This window comes from Buchnera aphidicola (Macrosiphum gaurae) (assembly GCF_005080965.1).
In the GTDB taxonomy this organism is placed as follows: Bacteria; Pseudomonadota; Gammaproteobacteria; order Enterobacterales; family Enterobacteriaceae; genus Buchnera; species Buchnera aphidicola_S.
Genome location: NZ_CP034867.1, coordinates 134,318 through 156,821 on the forward strand (window position 1 = coordinate 134,318; position 22,504 = coordinate 156,821).

Below are 22,504 nucleotides of genomic sequence, written 5' to 3' on the forward strand. Positions count from 1 at the left end.
AAATTAATCTCCCCTCTACATTTGATAATTAATAATGTTCAATAGATTTTTTTTTAATTCAAATCTAGACTTGTTAGTCTAAATAAAAACAAGCTTCCTTTATGGGAGCTTTTTCGTATCTTAAATATATACTTAAATATGAATAAAATAAAAAATGCACAATATGCTAAATTTAAATAAATTATTTGAAACTATTAAAATAGATATAAAAAATTCAAAAACAATAGAAGAATTAGATGAAATTCGTATTAAATATTTAGGTAAAAAAGGTGTTTTTATTTCTTATATAAAAAATTTAAAAAACTTGCCTTTTGAAGAAAAGAAGAAATATAGTATTGTTATAAATCAAAAAAAACAAGAAATTATTAGCCAAATTAATCAAAAAAAACAAAAATTAATTACACTTATTTTAGAAAAACGTATTAGAAAAGAAACTATTGATATATCATTGCCTGGTCGTCGTACTGAATGTGGTTGTTTTCATCCTATAACACAAACTATTAATTACATAAAACACTTTTTTTTAAAATTAGGTTTTCAATCAGTCAATGGTCCCGAAATAGAAGATGAATATCATAATTTTGATGCTTTAAACATTCCTCAAAACCATCCAGCTCGAGATAGTCATGATACCTTTTGGTTTGATAATATCAGATTATTAAGAACCCAAACTTCAAGTATGCAAATTCGTATTATGAAAAAAGAAAAACCTCCAATTAGATTTATTTTTCCTGGAAAAGTGTATCGTAATGATTACGATATTACACATACACCTATGTTTCATCAGATTGAAGGCTTAATAGTTGATAAAAATATTAATTTTTCTAATTTAAAATGGATTATATATAAATTTTTATATGATTTTTTTGGAAACAAGGTTTCCATTAAATTTCGTCCATCATATTTTCCTTTTACCGTTCTTTCTGCAGAAGTAGACATTATTAATCATTATGGGAAACCTTTAGAAATATTAGGATGTGGCATAGTACATCCTAATGTTTTAAAAAATGTTAATATTGATTCAAAGGTATATTCCGCTTGTGCTTTCGGAATAGGTATTGAAAGGATGACAATGTTACGCTATGGAATATCTGATATTCGATCTTTTTTTGAAAATGATATAAGATTTTTAAATCAATTTAAATATAATTAGTGAGATAAAATGAAATTTAGTGAAAAATGGTTACGTGAATGGATAGATCCAAAAGTTAATAGCAAGATTTTACATGAACAAATTTCTAGCTCTGGTATTGAAGTAGAATATGTTGAAAAAATTAAATCTACATTTTCTGGTATTATAGTTGGTAAAATAGTTCAATGTGTTTTACATTCTCAATTTCCTAATCTAAAAATACTAAAAGTAGACATAGGTAAAAAGGAATTATTGAATATTGTATGTGGAGCATCTAATTGTTGTAATGGAATAAAAGTTGCAGTAGCTACTGTTGGTTCTACTTTATCTGAAAATGTTATAATCAATAAAAGAATTTTAAAAGGAGAATTATCTGAAGGGATGCTATGTTCTTTTTTTGAATTAGGTCTTTTTGTTAATGATAATAAGATTATTGAATTTCCTAAAAAAACACCGATAGGAATTAACGTTAATGATTATTTATCTTTAAATGATAATATTATTAAAGTTTCTATAACATCAAATCGTCCAGATGGTCTAAGTCTTTTAGGATTATCTCGTAACATAGCTGCTATAAATAATTTAAAAATGTCGCCTTTAATATATAGATCAGTTCCTGTTATGTTTGAAAAAAAAGTTGATATTGATATTCAAGATAAAAAAGAATGTATTAATTTTTTAGGAAGAATTGTTCAAAACATTGATATAAATGTTGATACTCCTTTTTGGATGAAAAAAAAATTGTTTTTTTCTGATCTTTTATCAGAAAATATTATAACAAATATTATAAATTATGTGTTGATTGAAATCGGACAACCATTAAATGCGTTAAATTTAGATAATATAAATAATGCTATTATAGTTCGTATGGCAAAAGATAAGGAAAATATATTTTTAGAAAATAATATAGAGATCTGCTTAAATAAAAACATATTAGTTGTTTCTGATAAAGAGAAAATATTATCTATTCCTGGAAATATTAATTCTTGCTTTGTTAATATAAATAAAAACACTAAGAATATATTATTAACTTCATCTTTAATTAGTAAAAAATCTATTTCTTATATTATAAGAAAAATGAAATCTAATAAAGTATTAGAATATTATAATTATGGTATTGATCCATTTCTTCAAACCTATGCTATTGAATATGCAACTGATTTAATTATAAAAATATGTGGAGGTGTTACTGGTCCTATTAATACTAAAAAATCTAATTCAGTTGTATATAATAATAAAATAAGGTTGTATCATGAAAAGATAAATAAAATAATAGGTTTTTCTTTTGACATAATTATTGTTTCAAAAATTTTACATAGTCTTGATTATCAATTCAATTTTCAAGAAAAATTTTGGGATGTTATTCCTCCTAGCTGGCGATTTGATATACTAATTGAGGAAGACGTAATTAGTGACATACTTCGAATATATGGATATAACAAAATTTATTCAACTCCATTAAAAGAATTTCTAAACTGTAATAAAAAACATGAATTAAAAGATTCTTTATTTAAAAAGTCTGCTGTTATATTAATTAATCAAGGTTATTATGAAGTTATAAATTATGGTTTTATTGATCCTAAAATACAAAATTTAATTTTCCCAAATAAAAAAAAATTATTATTATCTAATCCTATTTCTCAAGACATGTCATGTATGCGTGTATCATTATGGCCTGGTTTGATTAAAAACATTTCTTACAATAAAAATCGTCAGCAAAACAGTATGCGTATTTTTGAAAGTGGACTTTGTTTTTCAGTAGATAAAACTAAAAATCTTGGTGTGCAACAAGAATTTTTTTTAGCAGCAGCAATTAGTGGAAATTACACTAAAGAAAATTGGTATGATAAAACAAGAAAAATGGATTTTTATGATTTAAAAGGTGATTTAGAATCTATATTAGAATCATTTTGTACATTAGATCATATAGAATTTCGACGAGAAATAATAGCTGGACTACATCCGGAACAAAGTGCATCTATATATTTTAAAAATCACTTTATTGGTAGAATTGGAGCTATCCATCCGAGATTAGAAACAGAACTTAATGTTAATAGTTCGACATTTTTATTTGAAATATCACTCAGTAATTTTCCAGATATTAAACCATTAAAAATTCAAGATATTTCAAAATTTCCTACTATTCGACGCGATATTGCAATATTGATATCAGAAGATATTGCTGTTTGTGCTATTATTAAAAAATGTAAAAATTTTTTTATTAATAAAAAAGTAGAAATTAATTTATTCGATATATATTCTTGTAAAGAATTTTATAATAAGAAAAAAAGTTTAGGGATTAGTTTTATTTTTCAGAATCAAGAGAGAACGTTGCAAGACAATGAAATTAATTTAATGATGAACGATTGTATAGGAGCATTAAATAAAAAATTTCAAGCAGTTTTAAGGAAATAAACTTATGGTGCTTACAAAAGCCGAAATTTCAGAAAATTTATTTGAGAAATTACAATTAACTAAAAAAGACTCAAAGAGATTTGTAGAATTTTTTTTTGAAGAAGTTAAAAAATCTTTAGAAAAGGGAGAAGATGTTAAATTATCTGGATTTGGAAACTTTCAAATAAAGCATAAAAAAGCTCGTCCTGGTAGAAATCCTAAAACAGGAGAAACATTTCTTGTAACAGCTAGACGAGTAGTTACTTTTAAAGCTGGTCAAAAACTCAAAGGTAAAATTGATAATTATTTAATAAAAAAATAATAATTTTAAATATTTTTTTGGCAATGTTCTTTCTTTTAAAAAGAAGTAAATCATATAATTTTCTATATTTTTAATTTAATGAAATTAATTATATTTTTTATCTTCATTTGATTCGTATTATATGTTGTTTAATACTTGCTTATAGACATACTAGGATACCAATCTATAAATGTTTTTTTAATATAATTAATGAAATTAATATTGTAATTTAATTGTATTAAAAATATTGAAGTAATACCTGCTTATTTTTTTTAGATATACAAAAAATAGAAGTAAGATTGAATCTTTTATTTTTAAAATATTAAATTTTCATTATTGATTATAAATTTTTTTTAAACTCTGTTTCATGGTGATTTTTTATTCGATTATTGCTGAAATCTTTAATAATATCAAAGAAATCTCTTTGCTATCATATAATAAAAGATTTAGAAATATATTAGATATTGACTTCTATTAAACTATATAAAAAATATATTCTATTGCTATTTTTAATTTAACTTTTTAGATAGATTACATAAGAAAGATTTAGGTATAATCACGTAATTTTTCTATATAAAGGTTGTAGTATGCTTTAACTTATTAGAACCGTTAAAATCAAAGAAAGTATTATATATTACATGTTAATTGAAGTTTCTTCTTCGATAGTTAAAAACATTAAGTTTTACAAAAAAAGATCATCGTATTATTTCGATAGAAATTAGTACATTTTGTATTTTAGAAAATGTCATTTTTCCCTGAATAAAATAAAAATTTTATTTTGGTGACTCTAATATTTTTTATATGTTTTATTTATAAAAAAATTATTGAAATATCGATTATTAATTTTTAATTTTCTAAATTAATATTAATTAAGTCACTTTCTTACTTTTGAAATATAAAAATATAATAAATGTTCATTATAAAGCAACTATAAATATAGTTTTTTTTTATAGAGATACGATATATAGAATTCATAATAAATTAGATTTATATAAAAATTTTATTATATAGTATATTTTAAATAATAATTATTTTAAAAATATTGTGAGAATTTTGGAGATGAAATGAATTTTCAAGTTTTGCATCAAGATGGAAATGCTAGATATGGTGTATTTAATTTTAATAATGAAGTCATAGAAACGCCTATTTTTATGCCAGTAGGTACTTATGGTTCTGTAAGAAGTGTTAGTACAGAAGAGATTAAAAACACAGGAAGTAAAATTATTCTAGCTAACGCTTTTCATTTATACTGCAGACCTGGACATGAAATAATAAAATTGCATGGTACCTTGCATGATTTTATGAATTGGTCGGGACCTATTCTTACTGATTCCGGAGGATTTCAAGTTTTTAGTCTGTCACAATTCTGTAAGGTTAATGAAGAAGGAGTTATTTTTCGAAATTATATTGATGGAAAGAAAATATTTTTAACTCCAGAAATTTCTATGAAAATTCAATTGGATTTAGGTTCAAATATTGTTATGATTTTTGATGAATGTATTGAATATACTTTAGATTGGCAAAAAACAAAAAATGCAATGGAGAGATCATTATACTGGGCAAAAAAAAGTCGTTTATATTTTGATTTTTATAAAAATAGAAATTTATTATTTGGTATTATTCATGGAGGAATATATCCATCATTACGTGATATATCACTAAAGGAATTAATAAAAATCGATTTTGATGGATATGCATTAGGTGGTTTAGCTGTTGGAGAAACAAAAAAAGAAATGTATCAATTGTTAGATCATATTTGTCCTCAAATGCCAAAAAACAAACCTCGATATTTAATGGGAGTAGGTAAACCAGAAGATTTAATAGAAGGAATAAATCGGGGTATAGATATGTTTGATTGTGTCATACCAACTCGAAATGCAAGAAATGGATATTTATTTGTTACAAATGGTATTATTAAAATTAGAAATAAGAAATATAAAAAAGACTTATCGCCTTTAGATAGTACTTGCACTTGTTATACTTGTCAATATTATACTCGTTCTTATTTGCATCATTTGGATTCTTGCAATGAAATATTAGGAGCTCGTTTAAATACAATACATAATTTACATTATTATCAGACATTAATGTTTAATATAAGAAATGCAATAAAAAATAATACATTTTATCAATTTGTATTGAATTTTTATAAGCAAAAAAATGAAACCGTTTTGTAAAAAAATAATTTTGAGGTAAAATAAATGAGTTTTTTTGTTCAAAATGCTAATGCTGTAACAAATGGAACGCTAGAAAGTAGTAATTCATATTCTTTAATATTTATGGTAATAATATTTTTGTTAGTTTTTTACTTTGTGCTTTTTCGTCCTCAACAAAAGAAAGACAAAGAACATAAAAATCTCATGAATTCTCTTGTTCAGGGAGATGAAGTTATAACAACTAGTGGTTTATTAGGACGAATAAAAAAAATTACAAAAAATGGTTATATTTTACTTCAACTGAATGAGACTAGTGAAGTATTTATAAAGCAAGACTTTATAGCATCATTGTTACCTAAAGGCACTTTAAAATCTTTATAATTTCTATTTTTAAAAAAATAAATTATTTTATATTCAATCCTTAATTTTTTAAAATACATTTAATATAAATAAGAAAAATCTGTTATTGAAAAAAAAATTTTTTTTATTTCATATAAGATAAGTAGTCGATTTAAACGTATTTTAGAATTAGAATCATATATTCTAACTTGTTTAAAAAAATTAGATATAGGTTTTTCAAAATCTTTGATTTTTATTAAAATATCTTGATATTTTTGTTCTAAAAATAAATTTCTTGTATCAATTTTGAACTTTTCTATTTGATTAAATAATATAATTTCTTCTGCTTCTTTTATTAGTTTTATATTAATACATCCAGTAATTTTATTATTTTCTTTTTCTAAAATATTAGATATTCTTTTAATAGATAATATTATTAATTTCGAATTTTCTGTTTGTAGAAAATAAGATATACTCTGTATTTTTTGATGAATATCTATTAGATTTGTTGATTTATATGATAATACTGATTGAATAACTTTGATGTTATATCCATTTTCTTCATACCAATACAATAGTCTTTTTACAAAAAATTTGAAAATTTTATCAGATAAAATTACATTTTTACAATTTTTTTCATGATGTAAACAAAGACTTTTACTAATTAAATCTTTCAAATTTAATGGTATGTTTTTTACTATAATAATACGTATTATTCCTATAGCTAAGCGTCGTAATGCAAATGGATCTTTATCTGCACTAGGGATGTTTCCAACATAAAACATTCCTGATAAAGTATCCATTTTATCAGCAATTGATAATGCGCAACCTATAGAAGTACGTGGAAGTTTATCACCTGAAAAGGTTGGTAGATATTGTTCTTGAAGAGCAATGGCAACATCTTTTTTTTCTTGATCTTCTAAAGCATAGTACATACCTATTGTACCTTGCAATTCTGGAAATTCGCACACTATATGAGTAATAAGATCACATTTAGACAGAAGTGCTGCTCTAATTGAATCTTGTATGTTACTAGAATTGTATTGAGCAATCCATTTAATAAGTTTTTTAAGGCGCATTGTTTTTTCATATAATGATCCGAGGTTGTTTTGAAACAAAACTTTTTTTAGAGATAAAAGATAGTTTTCTAATTTTATTTTTCTATCATTTTTAAAAAAGAACTCGGCATCTGAAAGTCGTGCATGCATCACTTTTTCATTGCCCTTAATAATTTTTTCTGGTTTTTTTGAATTAATATTAGAGACTAAAATAAAATTTGGAAGAAGTTTTTTTTTACAATCATATATCGGAAAGCATTTTTGTTGTTTTTCTATAGTATATATTAGTATTTTTTCGGGTAAATTAAGAAATTTTTTTTCAAAATTAGCTAAAAGTACTGTAGGTGATTCTACTAAAGAAGTTACTTCTTCAATTAAAAAATTATTGTTTTTTATACAACCATTAATTTTTTGTGCATTTTCTTTAATATTTTTTAGAATTTTTTCTTTTCGAATTGCATAATCAGCAATAATTTTATTTTTTTGAAAAAGAATTTTTGGATAATCTCTTGCATGTTTGATTTTTATTTTATTTTCTTGTGAAGAAATATGATTTTGAAGAAGATTACCAGAAGGAATATTAAATATATTTCCCATGATAGTTTCATTTTCTAAGAGAATTACAATATTACGAATAGGACGAAAAAATTTTTGATTATTTTTTTCCCATCGCATATATTTTTTTATAAAGATATTTTTAAGAGCAGATTCAGTAATTTTAGGAATTAATAATTCAATTTTTTCTTGCTTTTCTTTTCTCTTATATAATAACCATTCACCTTTCTCATTTTTCAAACGATCAGTTTGATTTATATCAATTCTGCAATTTTTTAACCAGCGTATAGCCGTCTGTGTTAAAAATCCATTTTCATCATAAGCATGTAAAATCGACGGGCCTCTTTTCGTCATTTCTATACATTTTTCTGTTGTATCAATATCTATTACTTTTAACGCTAGTCTTCTTGGAGTAGAAAACCATTTAATATCTTTATATGAAATATTATAAAAATGTAATTTTTTCACAAAATTGTCATGAAAATATAAGGATATTTTATATAATAATCTAGAAGGTAATTCTTCAGTTCCTATTTCAATTAATAATGTTTTTTTTATCATTTTTTTCTCTTTTTTTATAACATAGTGGAAAACCTAATTTTTTTCTCATATTTAAGTATTTTTTAGCTATTTCAGTAGTTAATTTTCGAATACGTAAAATATAATTTTGACGTTCATTTGAAGATATAGCTTTTCTTGCATCTAATAAATTAAATATATGATTTGCTTGTAATGTTTTTTCATATGAAACTAATAATAATGGTTTTCTTAACTTTATTAACTTTTTTGCTTCTAACTCATATTCTTTAAATGCGTTAAATAAAAAATCAATATCGGAATACTGAAAATTGTATTGTGATTGTTCTTTTTCATTTTGTTGAAAAATATCACCATAAGTTATTTTTTGATTACCATGTGTATTCCAGATTAAATCGTATACATTTGATTTTTTTTGCATATGCATAGCAATTCTTTCTAAACCATATGTTATTTCTACAGTTATAGGATTACATTCTAATCCACCTACTTGTTGAAAATAAGTGAACTGAGTAATTTCCATTCCATTCAACCAGACCTCCCATCCAATGCCCCAAGCGCCTAAAGTAGGATTTTCCCAGTTATCTTCTACAAAACGTATATCATGTATTTTTTCGTCTATATTTAATAAATTTAATGATCTTAAATAAAGATTTTGAATATTATCTAAAGGAGGTTTTATAATTACCTGAAATTGATAGTAATGTTGTAAACGATTGGGATTTTCTCCATATCTTCCATCGGAAGGACGACGACAAGCTTGTACATATGCGGCGTTGATTGGTTCTGGTCCAATAGTACCTAAAAAAGTGATATTATGAAATGTTCCTGCTCCTATCGGTAAATCTAATGGTTGAAAAATAGTACATCCTTGTTGCAGCCAGTACTCCTGTAGAATTGTGATTAAACTATAAAAATTGTTGTGATGATTTTTCATTGCACATCCAGAAGGGATAATAAAGATAAATTGTATATTTTTACAATAATTCTTTGAAGTTTATATATTTGATATAATTTGTAACATATTTACTATGTACAAATAACAATAAAATTTCAAAAACAATTAAATATAAAATATAATGTATTATTAAAAAATAAAATATCTCTCTCAAAGAGAATACAATGATATAAATGAAAAAGAAAGAAAATTATTAATTGCTTAATATATAATAAATTTTAATTCTTATGAATTTAAATTTAATAAATAATAGTTTAAAATATAAATTAGTTGATATATAAAAAATTTATTTTATGAGTTTATTTAGTATTAATGCGTAGAAATTTTTAAAACTATATTTTTAGGTAATCTAGTAAAAAATAAAGAAATAATTATAATTTTAAAATGTAGTGATGTAATTATGTTTAATATAATTATATAGTCATCATATTTAAAAAATTTAATTTTAATAATTTCTAGTAAATTAGAAATTAATTATATAATAACTACTATTAGACAATAAAAATATTACAATTGTTATAAATATTTAATTTTTTTAATTCTTATTTAAAAAATTTATTTAAATCTTAAAAAAATCTTAATAAGTTTTTGTATCTAAAAAAATATTAAATAACGAATTAAATGTGTTCAATTTATTTTTATTGATTAAAATATGTTTTCTAAGTATTATATTATTTTAAACGTAAAAATTTATACTTGTATTTAAAAAATAATTTTATACTAAAAGTATATTTTTATTACTTTATTTTTTTATTTTTCAATTTTTGAAATAAAAATTTTTTATAGGAAAAATATAAAAAATGAACTATATTGGTGCACATATTAGTTCTGCTGGCGGTTTAGAAAAAACAGTTTTACGTGCTGTTCAAATTAAAGCAACAGCTTTTTCTTTTTTTACGAGAAATCAGCGTCAATGGATTTCCCCCCCATTAATTCAAGAAAAAATAGATTGTTTTAAAGATTTATGTATTAAATATACATTTAAACCTCAACAAATTTTACCTCATAGTAGTTATTTAATTAATTTAGGTCATCCTATTGATGATTTATTAAGAAAATCTAGAGATGCTTTTATTAATGAAATAATTCGTTGTAGTCAACTCGGTTTAATGTTTTTGAACTTTCATCCAGGTAGTCACTTAAATAAAATCACTGAAAATTCTTGTTTGTTAAGAATTTCTGATTCTATTAATATAGCTTTAGATAAAACTAAAAACATAGTCGCAGTTATAGAAAACACGGCAGGACAAGGAACTAATGTAGGATATTGTTTTGAACATTTATCTGAAATTATTAAAAACGTTGATGATAAATCTAGAGTTGGAGTTTGTATTGATACATGTCATTTGTTTGCATCAGGATATGATTTACGTACTGAACAAGATTGTGAAAATACATTTAAAAAATTTAAAAATTTAATAGGATTAAAATATTTAAGAGGAATACATTTAAACGATTCGAAAAGAAAATTTAATAGTCGTATTGATCGTCATGAAAGTTTAGGATTGGGTGAAATAGGAAAACTAGCTTTTAGATGGATTATAAGAAATAAAGATTTCTATAATGTACCAATGATTTTAGAAACAGTCAATCCTAATATATGGGCTGAAGAAATTTGTTGGTTAAGATCACAAAAAAATTATAATTAAGAATGTATTATATTTAAAGAGGTCTAAAATGTTGACACTTCAAGTAGAAAGAAGATTAGAAAAAGGTAAAAGCTTTAGTAGAAGATTGCGGATTAATAATAAATTTCCAGGAGTTTTATATGGGGTTAATAAAACTGAAATTCTACTTATATTAGATCATAACTCTGTTTTTAATCTACAAAAAAAAGTAGAATTTTATAAGGAAAATTTTTTCTTGCTCCTTGAAGACGAAAAATATAAAGTTAAAGTACAAGCTATCCAAAGACATTCATTTAAATTAAAATTATTGCATATGGATTTTTTATATGTTTCTTAACACTAAGAAATATCATCTAATATGATTAAATTATACTTATCGTTGTTTAAAACTATAATTTATATTTTTTTATTAAAATATTGTATTCATACTAATATAGTAGAAAAAATTTTCCTAAAAATTAACATTGTAGGATGAAATTGTATAGCAATTAAGCTTAACATCCCAGATGACATAGTTAAAATTGCTAACCATCCTATCTTTTTCTTAGTGAAAAAAGAAGTGGAATTTTCTGTATAATTTTTTCTTATTTTCCACCATTTTGATATTAGCCATATTCCGATCCATATCAAAATTGAAATAAGCAATAAGAGCCATTTAAAATAATTATTTTGAGAACTTTGAGGTATTTTTATAGCGATGCCTGTGACTATGCCAGGAAAAAAATATACTGGAGGCCATAATATACATCCAACAATACTAGGAAAAATAAATTTTTTTAATGGTAATTTTAACATACCAGAAACCATTGGTATTAGGGGCCTAGTTGGGCCTATAAATCGTCCAATAATAATAGTCATCATACTATGTCTATGCAAAACAAATTTAGTTTTATCGAGTAATTTTTGATTTTTTTTTAGAAAATTAAAATTACATAGCCAATTTTTAAAATACAAGCCAATATAATATGAAATCCAATCGCCTAATAAACATCCTATTGTACCAGCTATCCAAGCAGGATAAAATAATAATTTTCCATCACCTATAAACGTGCCTAATGTAGTCATTAAAATGATTCCAGGAAGTAACAATCCTACTAAGGCAAGAGATTCTAAGAACGAAACAACGCCAACTACTAAGAGAGAGTATGCTAACGATTGTGTTATAAAGGATATTAACCAAGATTCCATAAATTCTCATTATTTTAGGGTATATTAAAAATAAATTTTTATATAAATAATTCATACTTTATATTTTTTTTAAAATAACCTCAAGAAAATATTATAAATTTATTTTAATTTTTTTAAATACTCGTAAAGTAAATCATAAAAAATATTTTTTATTGTATTTTTAATAATAAAAATATTTTCGTATAAAACACTTATTTATAAAAGAAGAATTGTAATGAAAGCATGTATTTTTTTGTTTTTTTATATTTTTACTAGTATGTTTCATGTTTTAGCTAAAGATAATCACATAGATCACATCGCAGCTATTGTTAATGACCAAATCATATTAAATAGTGATGTAAATAAAGTTCTTCTTTTGTTAAAAAAAGAAGGTAGAGATTTTAAAATTCCTTTAAGAAATAATTTTTTAAAAGAAAAAGTAGTTCAAAAATTAATTGTAGATTCTTTAATATTACAAGAAGCAAATAGAATGAATGTTAAAGTGACTGCAGAACAAATTGATAGTGTTATCAAAAATATTGCTATAAAAAAAAATATTAGTTTTGAGGAATTAAAAAATCATATTTTGTTTCATAATCTTCACGATCATTTGTTTTATGACAACTACATGAAAAATGTTGAAAAATTATTAAAAATAAAAATAATACAAGATTACGAACTTCGTAAACGTGTTAATATTTCTGAAAAAGAAATCACTTTTATTTTTAAAAAACTTATAGAAAACAATAAAAAATTAAAAAAAATAAATTTAAGCTATATTTTACTACCTTTTTCAAAAAAAGATTCTGATAATATCATTAAAAATAGAAAAGAAATAGCAGAAAACATCGTAAATAAACTTCAAAAAGGTTATAATTTTGAAGAATTATTTATAAATTGTAAAAAAAATAGATCTATTTTTTTAGTAAAAAAAAGTTTTTGGATGCATTTTTTAGATATACAAAATCATTTTTCTGAAACTTTAAACATTTTTAAAAACGGACAAATTTTAGGGCCTTTTTTAGGAGATAAAGGATTTTATATTTTAAAAGTTAATGATATTAAAAACAATAACGAAAAAATTGAAACTGAATTTTACATGCAACACTGTTTAATAAAACCATCTATGATTTTAACAGATATAGAATCAAAAAATAATATTTTTAGTATATATAAAAACATTAAAAAAAGACTTTATAATTTTGATGATGCAGTTCAAAACTTATCTCATGACTCTTATTCATCTAATAAAAAAGGTGATTTAGGATGGATTTCAAAAGAATTATTTAGTTTTGATTTTAATAAAGAATTACTATATTTAAATAAAAATGAAATAAGTAAGCCTATTAAATCTAATTTTGGATGGCATATATTTAAATTGCTAGATAAACGTCAAGTAGATCGATTTTATAATTTTACAAAAAAACAAGCTTATAATATTCTATTGAACCAGAAAATGAAACTAGAAAAACATAAGTGGATAGAAGAACTTAAAAATATTGCTTATATCAAAATTATAAGCTCATAAGTGTACATTCCTTAAATGCATTTAGATTTTAAATAACTTAATATGAATTTATGATTAAAAAACATTTTCCCTTAAAAAAGTATGGACAAAATTTTCTTGTAAATAAAAATACTATTCAAGATATTGTTAAAATTATTAACCCAAAGATAAAACAAACATTAATAGAAATTGGACCTGGATTAGCCGCACTAACCAAACCAATCTGTGAATTGTTAGAAGAACTCATTGTTATTGAAGTAGATCCTAATTTATTGTTTTTATTAAAAAGACGTTCATTTTATTCAAAATTAATAGTTTTTTATCAAAGTGCATTAAATTTTAATTATGTAGATTTATTTTATAAGAAAAAACAATTAATTCGTATTTTTGGAAATTTGCCATATAATATTTCTACATCTTTAATTATATTATTGTTTAAACAAATTCGATTTATTGAAGATATGAATTTTATGTTACAGAAGGAAGTTGCTGAAAGATTGATTGCTGTTCCTGGTAATAAATCTTATGGTCGCTTAAGTATTATATCTCAATATTACTGTAATATTAAAACATTATTAAACGTTAGACCTGAAGATTTTCAACCTATTCCTAAAGTTAATTCTGTTTTTATTAATTTGACTCCTCATGTTAATTCTCCTTATTTTGTTTATGACATAAATGTTCTAAGTTATGTTACAAAAAACGCTTTTCAGAATAGAAGGAAAATTTTACGTCATAATTTAAAGAATCTATTTTCTGAAAAAGAGTTAATTATGTTAAATATTGATTCAAATTTACGAGCTGAAAATATTTCTATTTCTCAGTATTGTCAATTATCTAATTATTTGTATAAAAAATCTAATACTATTTCAAAAGTTAATTAATTTGACTTTTAATACTCTCATTTTTATTTTAAGAGATATTAATATATGAGTACTTATTTTATAAGTGATATACATGGTTGTTATAAAGAATTTAGAATGCTATTGAAAAAAGTATCTTTTAATACTAAAAAAGATTATTTGTGGATTGCAGGTGATTTAGTATCTAGAGGTCCTGATTCCCTTAATGTTGTAAAATATCTGTATTCTTTAAAAGATAGAGTAAAGATAGTTTTAGGCAATCATGATATTAATTTAATTGCAGTACATGCCGGTGTAAAGAAAAATAAAAAAGAAAATTACTTTAATGAATTTCTTTCTTCATCAGAGAGTGCCGATTTAATAAACTGGCTTCGTTGTCAACCTCTTTTAAAAGTTGATGAAAGACGTAAAATTATTATGGTACATGCAGGAATTAGTCCACAATGGGATATTAATATAGCAAAAATTTGTGCATTAGAGATTGCACATTATTTGTCTAGTAAAAATTATTCTGTTTTTCTAAAAGATATATATAATAATAATATAAATTTTTGGAAATTCAACTTAAATGCATTAGATAAACTACGATATTCTATGAATGTTTTTACAAGAATGAGATATTGTTATCCTGATGCTCGACTAAATATGTTCTATAAGCAATCTCCTAGTGTTGTAAAATATCCTTTACAACCATGGTTTTTAATCCCTTCTAATATTTCAAAATTTTATTCTATTTTTTTTGGACACTGGTCTTCTTTAAAAGGAACTTATATACCTAAGCCTTTTTTTTCATTAGATGGTGGTTGTTGTTGGGGGGAAGAATTAATTATGTTTCGATGGGAAGATAAAAAATGGTTTTCGCAAGCTTGCTTATCAAAATAATTTATATAAATTATTCATGTTAAAAAATATTTTAATTTATCTTGATAAAATTTCAAAATAATAGTTATATGGATTTACTGAATTTTTAAGAACTTTTTTTCTAAATAAAACTTTCCAAGATGGAAATAATCTGTATTCGGGAAAATAAGAATCACCAATAATGTTGATATCTATATGAGTTAAATATAATTTATTAGCATAAAATAACATTTCTTTATATATTTTAGCTCCTCCGATAACCATAATTTCTTGATCGCATGTTGCTGAAATAATTGCATTAGGTATTGAATTAGCCCAAATTATACCCTTTTTTTTGATTTCATTAGTGCTAATAACTATATTTTTACGCATTGGTAAAGGTTTTTTAATAGATTCCCAAGTTAAACGACCCATAATAATGTTTTTATTTATTGTTTTTTGTTTAAACCATTTTAAATCTTCTGGAAGATGCCAAGGAATTGTATTATTATTCCCAATCACAAAGTTTTTAGATAGAGCAGCAATGAGACTTATATTCATAAGAAAATAGAATCCTCAATATGCGTTATAAATATGTTTTACAACATATTTATAAAAATTTATTTAATTTAAAGTGCAATAGATTGTTTTTTATGATATAATCACTTTATTTTTTTGTGCATCTCTTGCAATGATTTGACATTTTTTGTTGGGTTTTCATTTAATGCCATAACAGTTGCAAAAGCTCCATTAACTGTCGTATCGTAGTGCACTTTATATTGAAGAGCACTTTGACATATTAGTTTTGAATCTTTTACTCCTTGATGACAAGATGTAGTATTGACAATGTAAGAGTATTCGCCGTTTTTTAAACGATCTTGTATATGGGGACGTCCTTCATGTACTTTATTTACTAATCTAGACGAAATTCCAGACTTTCTTAAAGCTATAGATGTACCTTTGGTTGCATCTATCTTAAAACCTATCTTTTTTAATTTAACTGCTAGATTAACAATATTATTTTTATCATCATCTCTAACCGAGAGTAGTATACGACCTGTTTTTTTCATATTAGTATGAGCGCTTAACATAGCTTTAGAAAAAGCTTCAGAAAAATTTTTTCCAATACCCATTACTTCTCCTGTAGAACGCATTTCTGGACCTAATATAGGATCTACACCTTGAAATTTATCAAATGGAAGAACGGCCTCTTTAACTGAAAAATATGGAGGAATAATTTCTTTAATAAAACCTTGTTCTAATAATGTTTTTCCACACATTACTCGAACAGAAATTTTTGCTAATGCAAGACCTGTTGCTTTTGAAACAAATGGGACTGTACGAGCTGCTCTTGGATTTACTTCGATAATATAGATTATATTATTTTTGATAGCAAATTGCACATTCATTAGCCCTTTTACAGACAATTCTAAAGCTAGTTTTTTTACTTCATTTCTAATTTTATTTTGAACTTTGTTAGTTAAAGTATACGCTGGTAATGAGCATGCAGAATCGCCAGAATGAACTCCAGCTTGTTCAATATGCTCCATAATTCCTCCAATTAAAACTGTTTCACCATCACATATAGCGTCTACATCTACTTCTGTTGCATAATCTAAATATTGATCTAATAAAATAGGCGTTGTATTATTTTCTTTTAATACTGTTTTGAAATAATTTTCTAATCCGTGTGATTCATATACAATTTCCATTGCTCTACCACCTAAAACATAAGATGGTCGTACCATTATTGGATAACCAATTATTTTTGCTTTTTTATAAGCTTCTTCTAAAGTAAAAACAGTTGCATTTAAAGGTTGTTGTAACTTTAATTTAGTGACAGTTTTTTGAAAACGATCACGATCTTCTGCATTATCAATAGCATCTGGACTTGTTCCTATAATAGGAACACCTGCTTTTTCAAATTCACGGGCTAATTTTAAAGGTGTTTGTCCTCCATATTGAATAATAATTCCTTTAGGTTGTTCTATTCTTACTATTTCTAAAACATTTTCTAATGTAATTGGTTCAAAGTATAGCCTATCTGAAATATCATAATCAGTAGATACTGTTTCCGGATTACAGTTAATCATAATTGCTTCAAAACCATCTTCTCGTAAAGCTTGAGCAGCATGTACGCAGCAATAGTCAAATTCTATACCTTGTCCTATTCTATTAGGACCACCACCTAATATAATAATTTTTTTATCATTTTTATTAGGATATGATTCACATTCATCTTCCCATGTTGAATACATATAGGCTGTTTCAGTTGAAAATTCAGCTGAACATGTATCAATTCTTTTATAAACGGGATGTAAATTGAGTTTGTAACGTAATTGTCTTATTTCGCTTTCTTTTTTTTGTGTTAGTGTTGCAATACGTTGATCAGAAAAACCTTTTCTTTTAATAAAATAAAGAAAATCACGTTGTAATCCAATAAATCCATATTTTATGATTTTTTTCTCTAATAGAATAATTTCTTCAATTTGGATAAGAAACCATGGATCGATTGATGTTAAATTAAATACATCGTTTACAGACATACCAGATCGGAATGCATCACCTATATACCAAATACGTTCAGCACCAGCGTCTTTTAATTCATGTCTAATTTTGATTAAATATTCTGGATCAAGATGAGATATTTTGGAATCAAAACCACTAACGCCTATTTCTAAACCACGAATAGCTTTTTGTATAGATTCTTGAAAAGTACGACCTATTGCCATGACTTCTCCGACAGATTTCATTTGTGTAGTTAATCTGTCATCACATCCTAAAAATTTTTCAAAATTAAATCTGGGAATTTTCGTTACTATATAATCTATTGATGGTTCAAACGATGCAGTGGTATTCGTTCCTGTGATATCATTCGCAAGTTCATCTAGTGTATATCCAATGGATAGTTTAGCTGCGATTTTTGCAATAGGAAATCCGGTTGCTTTAGATGCCAATGCAGAAGAACGAGAAACTCTTGGATTCATTTCAATAACAATCATTCGACCATTTTCTGGATTAATTGCAAATTGTACATTAGAACCTCCTGTCTCTACGCCTATTTCTCGTAAAATTGACATAGATGCATTTCTCATTACTTGATATTCTTTATCAGTAAGAGTTTGTGCAGGTGCTACAGTAATTGAATCACCTGTGTGAATTCCCATTGGATCCAAATTTTCAATTGAACAAACTATAATACAATTATTATTTTTATCTCGAACAACTTCCATTTCATATTCCTTCCAACCAATAAGCGACTCATCAATTAGAAGTTCTGTATTAGGAGATAATTTAAGTCCTCTTTCACATATTGTTTCAAATTCTTCATGATTATAAGCAATCCCTCCTCCATGACCACCCATGGTAAAAGAAGGACGAATAATACATGGAAAACCTACATTCCTTAAAACTATAAATGCTTCTTGAATATTATGTGCAATACCACATTTTGCAGTTTCTAAATTCAATTTCTTCATAGAGTCTTCAAATAATTTGCGATTTTCAGCTTTCTTAATTGCATTAACTGTTGCGCCTATTATTTTTACTTTATATTTATCTAAAATGCCTTTATGATCTAATTCTAAAGCACAGTTTAAAGCTGTTTGTCCTCCCATAGTTGGAAGAAGTGCATCTGGTCTTTCTTTTTCAATGATTCTTTCTACTATTTTCCAATGAATTGGTTCGATATATGTAGCATCAGCCATACAAGGATCTGTCATAATAGTTGCAGGATTAGAATTTACAAGAATTATTTTGTATCCTTCTTCTTTTAAAGCTTTACAAGCTTGTGCACCTGAATAGTCAAACTCACATGCTTGTCCAATAACTATTGGACCTGCACCAAGAATTAAAATTGATTTTATATCAGTAGATTTAGGCATTTTTTTTTCCCTAATTAATTACTGAGTTTTAGTTTTTTGAAAAATGATTAATTTAATGAAATTATCAAATAAAGATGAGGCATCATGTGGTCCAGGGCTTGCCTCTGGATGACCTTGAAAACTAAAAGCTAATTTATTGATTAAAGATAGTCCTTGTAATGTTCCGTCGAAAAGAGAACTATGTGTAATTTCTATGTTATTTGGTAAATTTTTATTATCTACGGTAAAACTATGATTTTGAGATGTGATAATAACCCTATTGTTTTTGATTTCTTTGACGGGATGATTAGCGCCATGATGTCCAAATTTCATTTTTATAATTTTAGCTCCGCTAGCTAAAGCGAGCAGTTGGTGCCCTAAACATATTCCAAAAATAGGGATGTTAATTTTTAAAAAATATTGGATAGCATCAATAGCATAATGACAAGGTCTTGGATCACCTGGTCCATTAGATAAGAAAATGCCATCTGGAGATAAATTTAATGCGACTTTTGGATCGGTTTGAGCAGGAACGATTGTTAAATAGCATCCTCTATCTACAAGCATACGAAGTATATTTCTTTTTACTCCAAAATCGTATACGACAATATGAAATAAAAATTTTTGTTTATTAATAGAAATAAAATTTTTTTTATTAAAAGTAAAACTACCTTGTTTCCAATTATAAATAGATTTAGTAGAAACCTCTTTTGCTAAATCTAAACCTTGTAAACTTAAAAAGTTTTTAGCTTTTTCATGTGCTATAGTATAATTATGTTTTTTATCTTCTATAATACATCCATTTTGCGAACCCTTCATGCGTAAAATACGTGTTAATTTTCTTGTATCAATATCAGATATTGCAACAATATTATTCTCTTTTAAGTAGGAAGATAAGCTTTTTTTGTTTCGATAATTACTTGCAACTGGTGACAAATCACGAATAATGAGACCTTTTGCATGAATTTTAGATGATTCTTCATCATTAAAATTGGTTCCAACATTGCCAATATGAGGATGAGTTAATGTCACGATTTGATGTGAATAAGAGGGATCAGTGATTATTTCTTGGTAACCAGTTATTGATGTATTAAAAACAACTTCACCTACAGTTATTCCTTTAGCCCCAATAGCTCGTCCGTGAAATCTAGTCCCGTCTTCTAAAACTAGTACTGCTGATTGGCTCAAAACATCCTCCATTAAAAAAACGTTTTTTATATGCTTAATTTTTATTACTGTTGTATTAATTTCATTTTATTTTAACTAAAATTAATATTTTTGTCTATTATCATGAAAAAGATTTATATTTTGTTGAAAATTACATAATTTAAATTAAGTATTTTTCAAATATAAGTCTACAAACATAAGTCTATATTAATAAAATGATAACACATCTTTCATATCAAATAGACCTGCATTTTTTTTGTGAATCCATAAAGCTGAGTGTATAGCACCTTTAGCAAAAGCTTTTCTATTGGATGCAGTATGAGTAATTTTAATTTCTTCACTAGAACTAGAAAACATGACACTATGTTTACCAATAATGCTACCTGCACGTACAGTAGAAAATCCAATTTTTTTTCCATCTCTAATTTTATTTATTCCTTTTTTATAATATATAGAATGTGTGTTTAAATCCCAATTCATTACTTTTGATATAACTTCGCCTATTGCTAATGCTGTACCTGAAGGAGAATCTATTTTATTACGATGATGATATTCAATGATGTCTATGTCAGAATTTTTTCCGATAACTTGGGTAGTTTTTTCAATTAATTGAAATAGTAAATTAATTCCTATACTAAAATTTGATGATACGATCATAGCAATATTTTGAGAATATGATTTCATCATATTGATTTCTTCTTTTGAAAATCCAGTAGTTCCAATAATAATATTTTTTTTAAATTTGTTGCAGTATTGCAAATACTCCAATGTACTACTAGGTTTAGTAAAATCAATTAAAACATCAAAATCATTTTTTTTTATATTTAGCATTTCAGTAAGACAGACGTTCATCTTTCCTATTTTCAGAATATCACCAATATCTTTTCCGATTAGCGGGTGATTTTTTTGAACTAAAGCTGCTGTTAAATATGCATTTTCATGTTTGTGAATTTCTTTAATAAGCATTTGACCCATACGACCCATAGGACCAGTAATTGCAATACGAGTTTTTTTATTCATTTTTTTTATCCACATCGTCTAAAATTGTTTTGATATTTAATATTTTTTTGGGAATTTTGAAAACTCTTTTTTCTTTAATACCTATGATTTCAGTGAGTTTATTAGCACCTAATGTTTGTAAATGTTTAATTACTTCTTTTACCAATATTTCTGGTGCAGATGCACCGGCTGTAATTCCAATATAATTTTTATTTATTAGCCATTTTGGTTTGATATCAAGAAAAGATCCAATAAGTTTTGTATATGTACCAGTTTCTTTGCCTAATTCCTTCAAACGATTAGCATTAGAAGAATTCTTTGAACCTATTACAAATATTATATCAGTTATTTGAGATAATTCACGAACTGCTATTTGACGATTAGTTGTTGCATAACAGATATCTTCTTTAATAGGACCAGAAATTTTTGGAAATTTATTTTTCAAAGCAGTAATGATATTTTTTGTATTTGTAATAGATAGGGTAGTCTGTGTAACAAAATTCAATTTTTGATCATTTTTAACAGATAAATTATTTACGTCTTCTATAGATTCAACAAGATATATTTTCCCATTTTTATTGTTGTATTGTCCCATTGTACCTTCTACTTCAGGATGTCCTTTATGGCCAATAAGAATTGTTTCTATTCCTTTATTGCTAGATTTTGAAACTTCCATATGTACTTTTTCTACTAATGGACAAGTAGCATTCAATACAATTAATTTTTTTTTAAAAGCTTCTTGCACAACTTCTTTTGATACACCATGTGCAGAAAAAATCACTACTGAATGATCTGGAATTTGTGAAATTTTTTCAACAAAAACAACACCTTTTTTACGTAATTCATTGATAACATATTCGTTATGTACGAGTTCGTGTCTGATATAAATTGTTTTTTTATAAATTTTTAATGCATTTTCAACTATTGAAATTGCTCTTTTAACACCAGCACAAAAACCTCGAGGGTTAGTTAGTATAATATTCACTCTATCACCTCTAAAATATCCATATTAATAGTTATTGAATATTATATAAACTATT

General features: G+C 24.9%; 18 protein-coding genes. 10 read left to right on the plus strand and 8 right to left on the minus strand.

Features of this window, described 5'->3' with window-relative positions; all coding sequences use genetic code 11:
* The first annotated feature begins 163 nt into the window (after window positions 1-163).
* From pheS to yajC, 5 genes are all read left to right on the plus strand, one after another.
* Entirely contained in the window at window positions 164-1,153 is a 990-nt protein-coding gene (gene pheS / locus D9V72_RS00650) for a phenylalanine--tRNA ligase subunit alpha (RefSeq protein WP_158354576.1), read from the plus strand.
* 9 nt (window positions 1,154-1,162) lie between these two features.
* Window positions 1,163-3,547, plus strand: coding sequence for a phenylalanine--tRNA ligase subunit beta (gene pheT, locus D9V72_RS00655; RefSeq protein ID WP_158354578.1), 2,385 nt, complete (start codon window positions 1,163-1,165; stop codon window positions 3,545-3,547).
* A 4-nt stretch (window positions 3,548-3,551) separates the two neighbouring features.
* The gene (locus tag D9V72_RS00660) at window positions 3,552-3,848 is read left to right on the plus strand and encodes an integration host factor subunit alpha (RefSeq protein ID WP_158354580.1); all 297 of its coding nucleotides are present in this window, start codon (window positions 3,552-3,554) and stop codon (window positions 3,846-3,848) included.
* A gap of 1,043 nt (window positions 3,849-4,891) precedes the next feature.
* On the plus strand, window positions 4,892-6,004 hold the full coding sequence (gene tgt / locus D9V72_RS00665; protein WP_158354582.1) for a tRNA guanosine(34) transglycosylase Tgt: 1,113 nt from the start codon (window positions 4,892-4,894) through the stop codon (window positions 6,002-6,004).
* Between the two features lie 24 nt (window positions 6,005-6,028).
* Window positions 6,029-6,364, plus strand: coding sequence for a preprotein translocase subunit YajC (gene yajC / locus D9V72_RS00670; protein WP_158354584.1), 336 nt, complete (start codon window positions 6,029-6,031; stop codon window positions 6,362-6,364).
* A 59-nt stretch (window positions 6,365-6,423) separates the two neighbouring features.
* On the opposite strand, the gene glyS is transcribed toward yajC, so the two are convergent.
* Window positions 6,424-8,496 (minus strand): glycine--tRNA ligase subunit beta, encoded by a 2,073-nt coding sequence (gene glyS, locus D9V72_RS00675; protein ID WP_158354586.1) that lies wholly within the window; start codon window positions 8,494-8,496, stop codon window positions 6,424-6,426.
* Window positions 8,471-9,409 (minus strand): glycine--tRNA ligase subunit alpha, encoded by a 939-nt coding sequence (gene glyQ / locus D9V72_RS00680; protein WP_158354588.1) that lies wholly within the window; start codon window positions 9,407-9,409, stop codon window positions 8,471-8,473. The genes glyS and glyQ overlap by 26 nt, the downstream gene beginning before the upstream one ends.
* Before the next feature lie 821 nt (window positions 9,410-10,230).
* Here glyQ and nfo point away from each other — a divergent pair.
* Together nfo and rplY are read left to right on the plus strand one after the other, a co-directional pair.
* On the plus strand, window positions 10,231-11,079 hold the full coding sequence (gene nfo / locus D9V72_RS00685; protein WP_158354590.1) for a deoxyribonuclease IV: 849 nt from the start codon (window positions 10,231-10,233) through the stop codon (window positions 11,077-11,079).
* A 28-nt stretch (window positions 11,080-11,107) separates the two neighbouring features.
* Window positions 11,108-11,395: a 50S ribosomal protein L25 gene (rplY, locus tag D9V72_RS00690; RefSeq protein WP_158354592.1), complete on the plus strand. Its 288-nt coding sequence runs from the start codon at window positions 11,108-11,110 to the stop codon at window positions 11,393-11,395.
* Window positions 11,396-11,481: 86 nt separating this feature from the next.
* Here the strand turns inward: rplY and D9V72_RS00695 are convergent, their stop codons facing one another.
* Window positions 11,482-12,246, minus strand: coding sequence for a DedA family protein (locus D9V72_RS00695; RefSeq protein ID WP_158354594.1), 765 nt, complete (start codon window positions 12,244-12,246; stop codon window positions 11,482-11,484).
* A 214-nt stretch (window positions 12,247-12,460) separates the two neighbouring features.
* On the opposite strand from D9V72_RS00695, the gene D9V72_RS00700 reads away from it, so the two are divergent.
* From D9V72_RS00700 to D9V72_RS00710, 3 genes are read left to right on the plus strand one after another with little or no spacing between them, the layout of a single operon-like run.
* Window positions 12,461-13,753 (plus strand): peptidylprolyl isomerase, encoded by a 1,293-nt coding sequence (locus tag D9V72_RS00700; protein WP_158354596.1) that lies wholly within the window; start codon window positions 12,461-12,463, stop codon window positions 13,751-13,753.
* A gap of 50 nt (window positions 13,754-13,803) precedes the next feature.
* Entirely contained in the window at window positions 13,804-14,616 is an 813-nt protein-coding gene (gene rsmA, locus D9V72_RS00705) for a 16S rRNA (adenine(1518)-N(6)/adenine(1519)-N(6))-dimethyltransferase RsmA (RefSeq protein ID WP_158354598.1), read from the plus strand.
* Between the two features lie 45 nt (window positions 14,617-14,661).
* A complete protein-coding gene (locus D9V72_RS00710; protein ID WP_158354600.1) occupies window positions 14,662-15,477 on the plus strand; it encodes a symmetrical bis(5'-nucleosyl)-tetraphosphatase in 816 nt (271 codons plus the stop codon).
* Window positions 15,478-15,513: 36 nt separating this feature from the next.
* Here the strand turns inward: D9V72_RS00710 and folA are convergent, their stop codons facing one another.
* The 5 genes from folA to ispH all read right to left on the minus strand — a co-directional run bounded on the left by folA (window position 15,514) and on the right by ispH (window position 22,449).
* Complete coding sequence (gene folA / locus D9V72_RS00715) at window positions 15,514-15,996, minus strand: type 3 dihydrofolate reductase (RefSeq protein WP_158354602.1); 483 nt, start codon at window positions 15,994-15,996, stop codon at window positions 15,514-15,516.
* Between the two features lie 101 nt (window positions 15,997-16,097).
* Complete coding sequence (carB, locus tag D9V72_RS00720) at window positions 16,098-19,319, minus strand: carbamoyl-phosphate synthase large subunit (RefSeq protein ID WP_158354604.1); 3,222 nt, start codon at window positions 19,317-19,319, stop codon at window positions 16,098-16,100.
* 18 nt (window positions 19,320-19,337) lie between these two features.
* Complete coding sequence (carA, locus tag D9V72_RS00725) at window positions 19,338-20,498, minus strand: glutamine-hydrolyzing carbamoyl-phosphate synthase small subunit (protein WP_158354606.1); 1,161 nt, start codon at window positions 20,496-20,498, stop codon at window positions 19,338-19,340.
* A gap of 174 nt (window positions 20,499-20,672) precedes the next feature.
* Window positions 20,673-21,485: a 4-hydroxy-tetrahydrodipicolinate reductase gene (gene dapB, locus D9V72_RS00730; RefSeq protein ID WP_158354608.1), complete on the minus strand. Its 813-nt coding sequence runs from the start codon at window positions 21,483-21,485 to the stop codon at window positions 20,673-20,675.
* The gene (gene ispH, locus D9V72_RS00735; protein WP_158354610.1) at window positions 21,478-22,449 is read right to left on the minus strand and encodes a 4-hydroxy-3-methylbut-2-enyl diphosphate reductase; all 972 of its coding nucleotides are present in this window, start codon (window positions 22,447-22,449) and stop codon (window positions 21,478-21,480) included. The genes dapB and ispH overlap by 8 nt, the downstream gene beginning before the upstream one ends.
* Window positions 22,450-22,504 lie beyond the last annotated feature (55 nt).

What these genes read in the sequence shown, in the direction of transcription:
- pheS (WP_158354576.1), top strand. Translation starts at nt 164, where the DNA reads ATGCTAAATTTAAATAAATTATTTGAAACTATTAAAATAGATATAAAA.
- pheT (WP_158354578.1), top strand. Translation starts at nt 1,163, where the DNA reads ATGAAATTTAGTGAAAAATGGTTACGTGAATGGATAGATCCAAAAGTT.
- D9V72_RS00660 (WP_158354580.1), top strand. Translation starts at nt 3,552, where the DNA reads ATGGTGCTTACAAAAGCCGAAATTTCAGAAAATTTATTTGAGAAATTA.
- tgt (WP_158354582.1), top strand. Translation starts at nt 4,892, where the DNA reads ATGAATTTTCAAGTTTTGCATCAAGATGGAAATGCTAGATATGGTGTA.
- yajC (WP_158354584.1), top strand. Translation starts at nt 6,029, where the DNA reads ATGAGTTTTTTTGTTCAAAATGCTAATGCTGTAACAAATGGAACGCTA.
- glyS (WP_158354586.1), bottom strand. Translation starts at nt 8,496, where the DNA reads ATGATAAAAAAAACATTATTAATTGAAATAGGAACTGAAGAATTACCT.
- glyQ (WP_158354588.1), bottom strand. Translation starts at nt 9,409, where the DNA reads ATGAAAAATCATCACAACAATTTTTATAGTTTAATCACAATTCTACAG.
- nfo (WP_158354590.1), top strand. Translation starts at nt 10,231, where the DNA reads ATGAACTATATTGGTGCACATATTAGTTCTGCTGGCGGTTTAGAAAAA.
- rplY (WP_158354592.1), top strand. Translation starts at nt 11,108, where the DNA reads ATGTTGACACTTCAAGTAGAAAGAAGATTAGAAAAAGGTAAAAGCTTT.
- D9V72_RS00695 (WP_158354594.1), bottom strand. Translation starts at nt 12,246, where the DNA reads ATGGAATCTTGGTTAATATCCTTTATAACACAATCGTTAGCATACTCT.
- D9V72_RS00700 (WP_158354596.1), top strand. Translation starts at nt 12,461, where the DNA reads ATGAAAGCATGTATTTTTTTGTTTTTTTATATTTTTACTAGTATGTTT.
- rsmA (WP_158354598.1), top strand. Translation starts at nt 13,804, where the DNA reads ATGATTAAAAAACATTTTCCCTTAAAAAAGTATGGACAAAATTTTCTT.
- D9V72_RS00710 (WP_158354600.1), top strand. Translation starts at nt 14,662, where the DNA reads ATGAGTACTTATTTTATAAGTGATATACATGGTTGTTATAAAGAATTT.
- folA (WP_158354602.1), bottom strand. Translation starts at nt 15,996, where the DNA reads ATGAATATAAGTCTCATTGCTGCTCTATCTAAAAACTTTGTGATTGGG.
- carB (WP_158354604.1), bottom strand. Translation starts at nt 19,319, where the DNA reads ATGCCTAAATCTACTGATATAAAATCAATTTTAATTCTTGGTGCAGGT.
- carA (WP_158354606.1), bottom strand. Translation starts at nt 20,498, where the DNA reads ATGGAGGATGTTTTGAGCCAATCAGCAGTACTAGTTTTAGAAGACGGG.
- dapB (WP_158354608.1), bottom strand. Translation starts at nt 21,485, where the DNA reads ATGAATAAAAAAACTCGTATTGCAATTACTGGTCCTATGGGTCGTATG.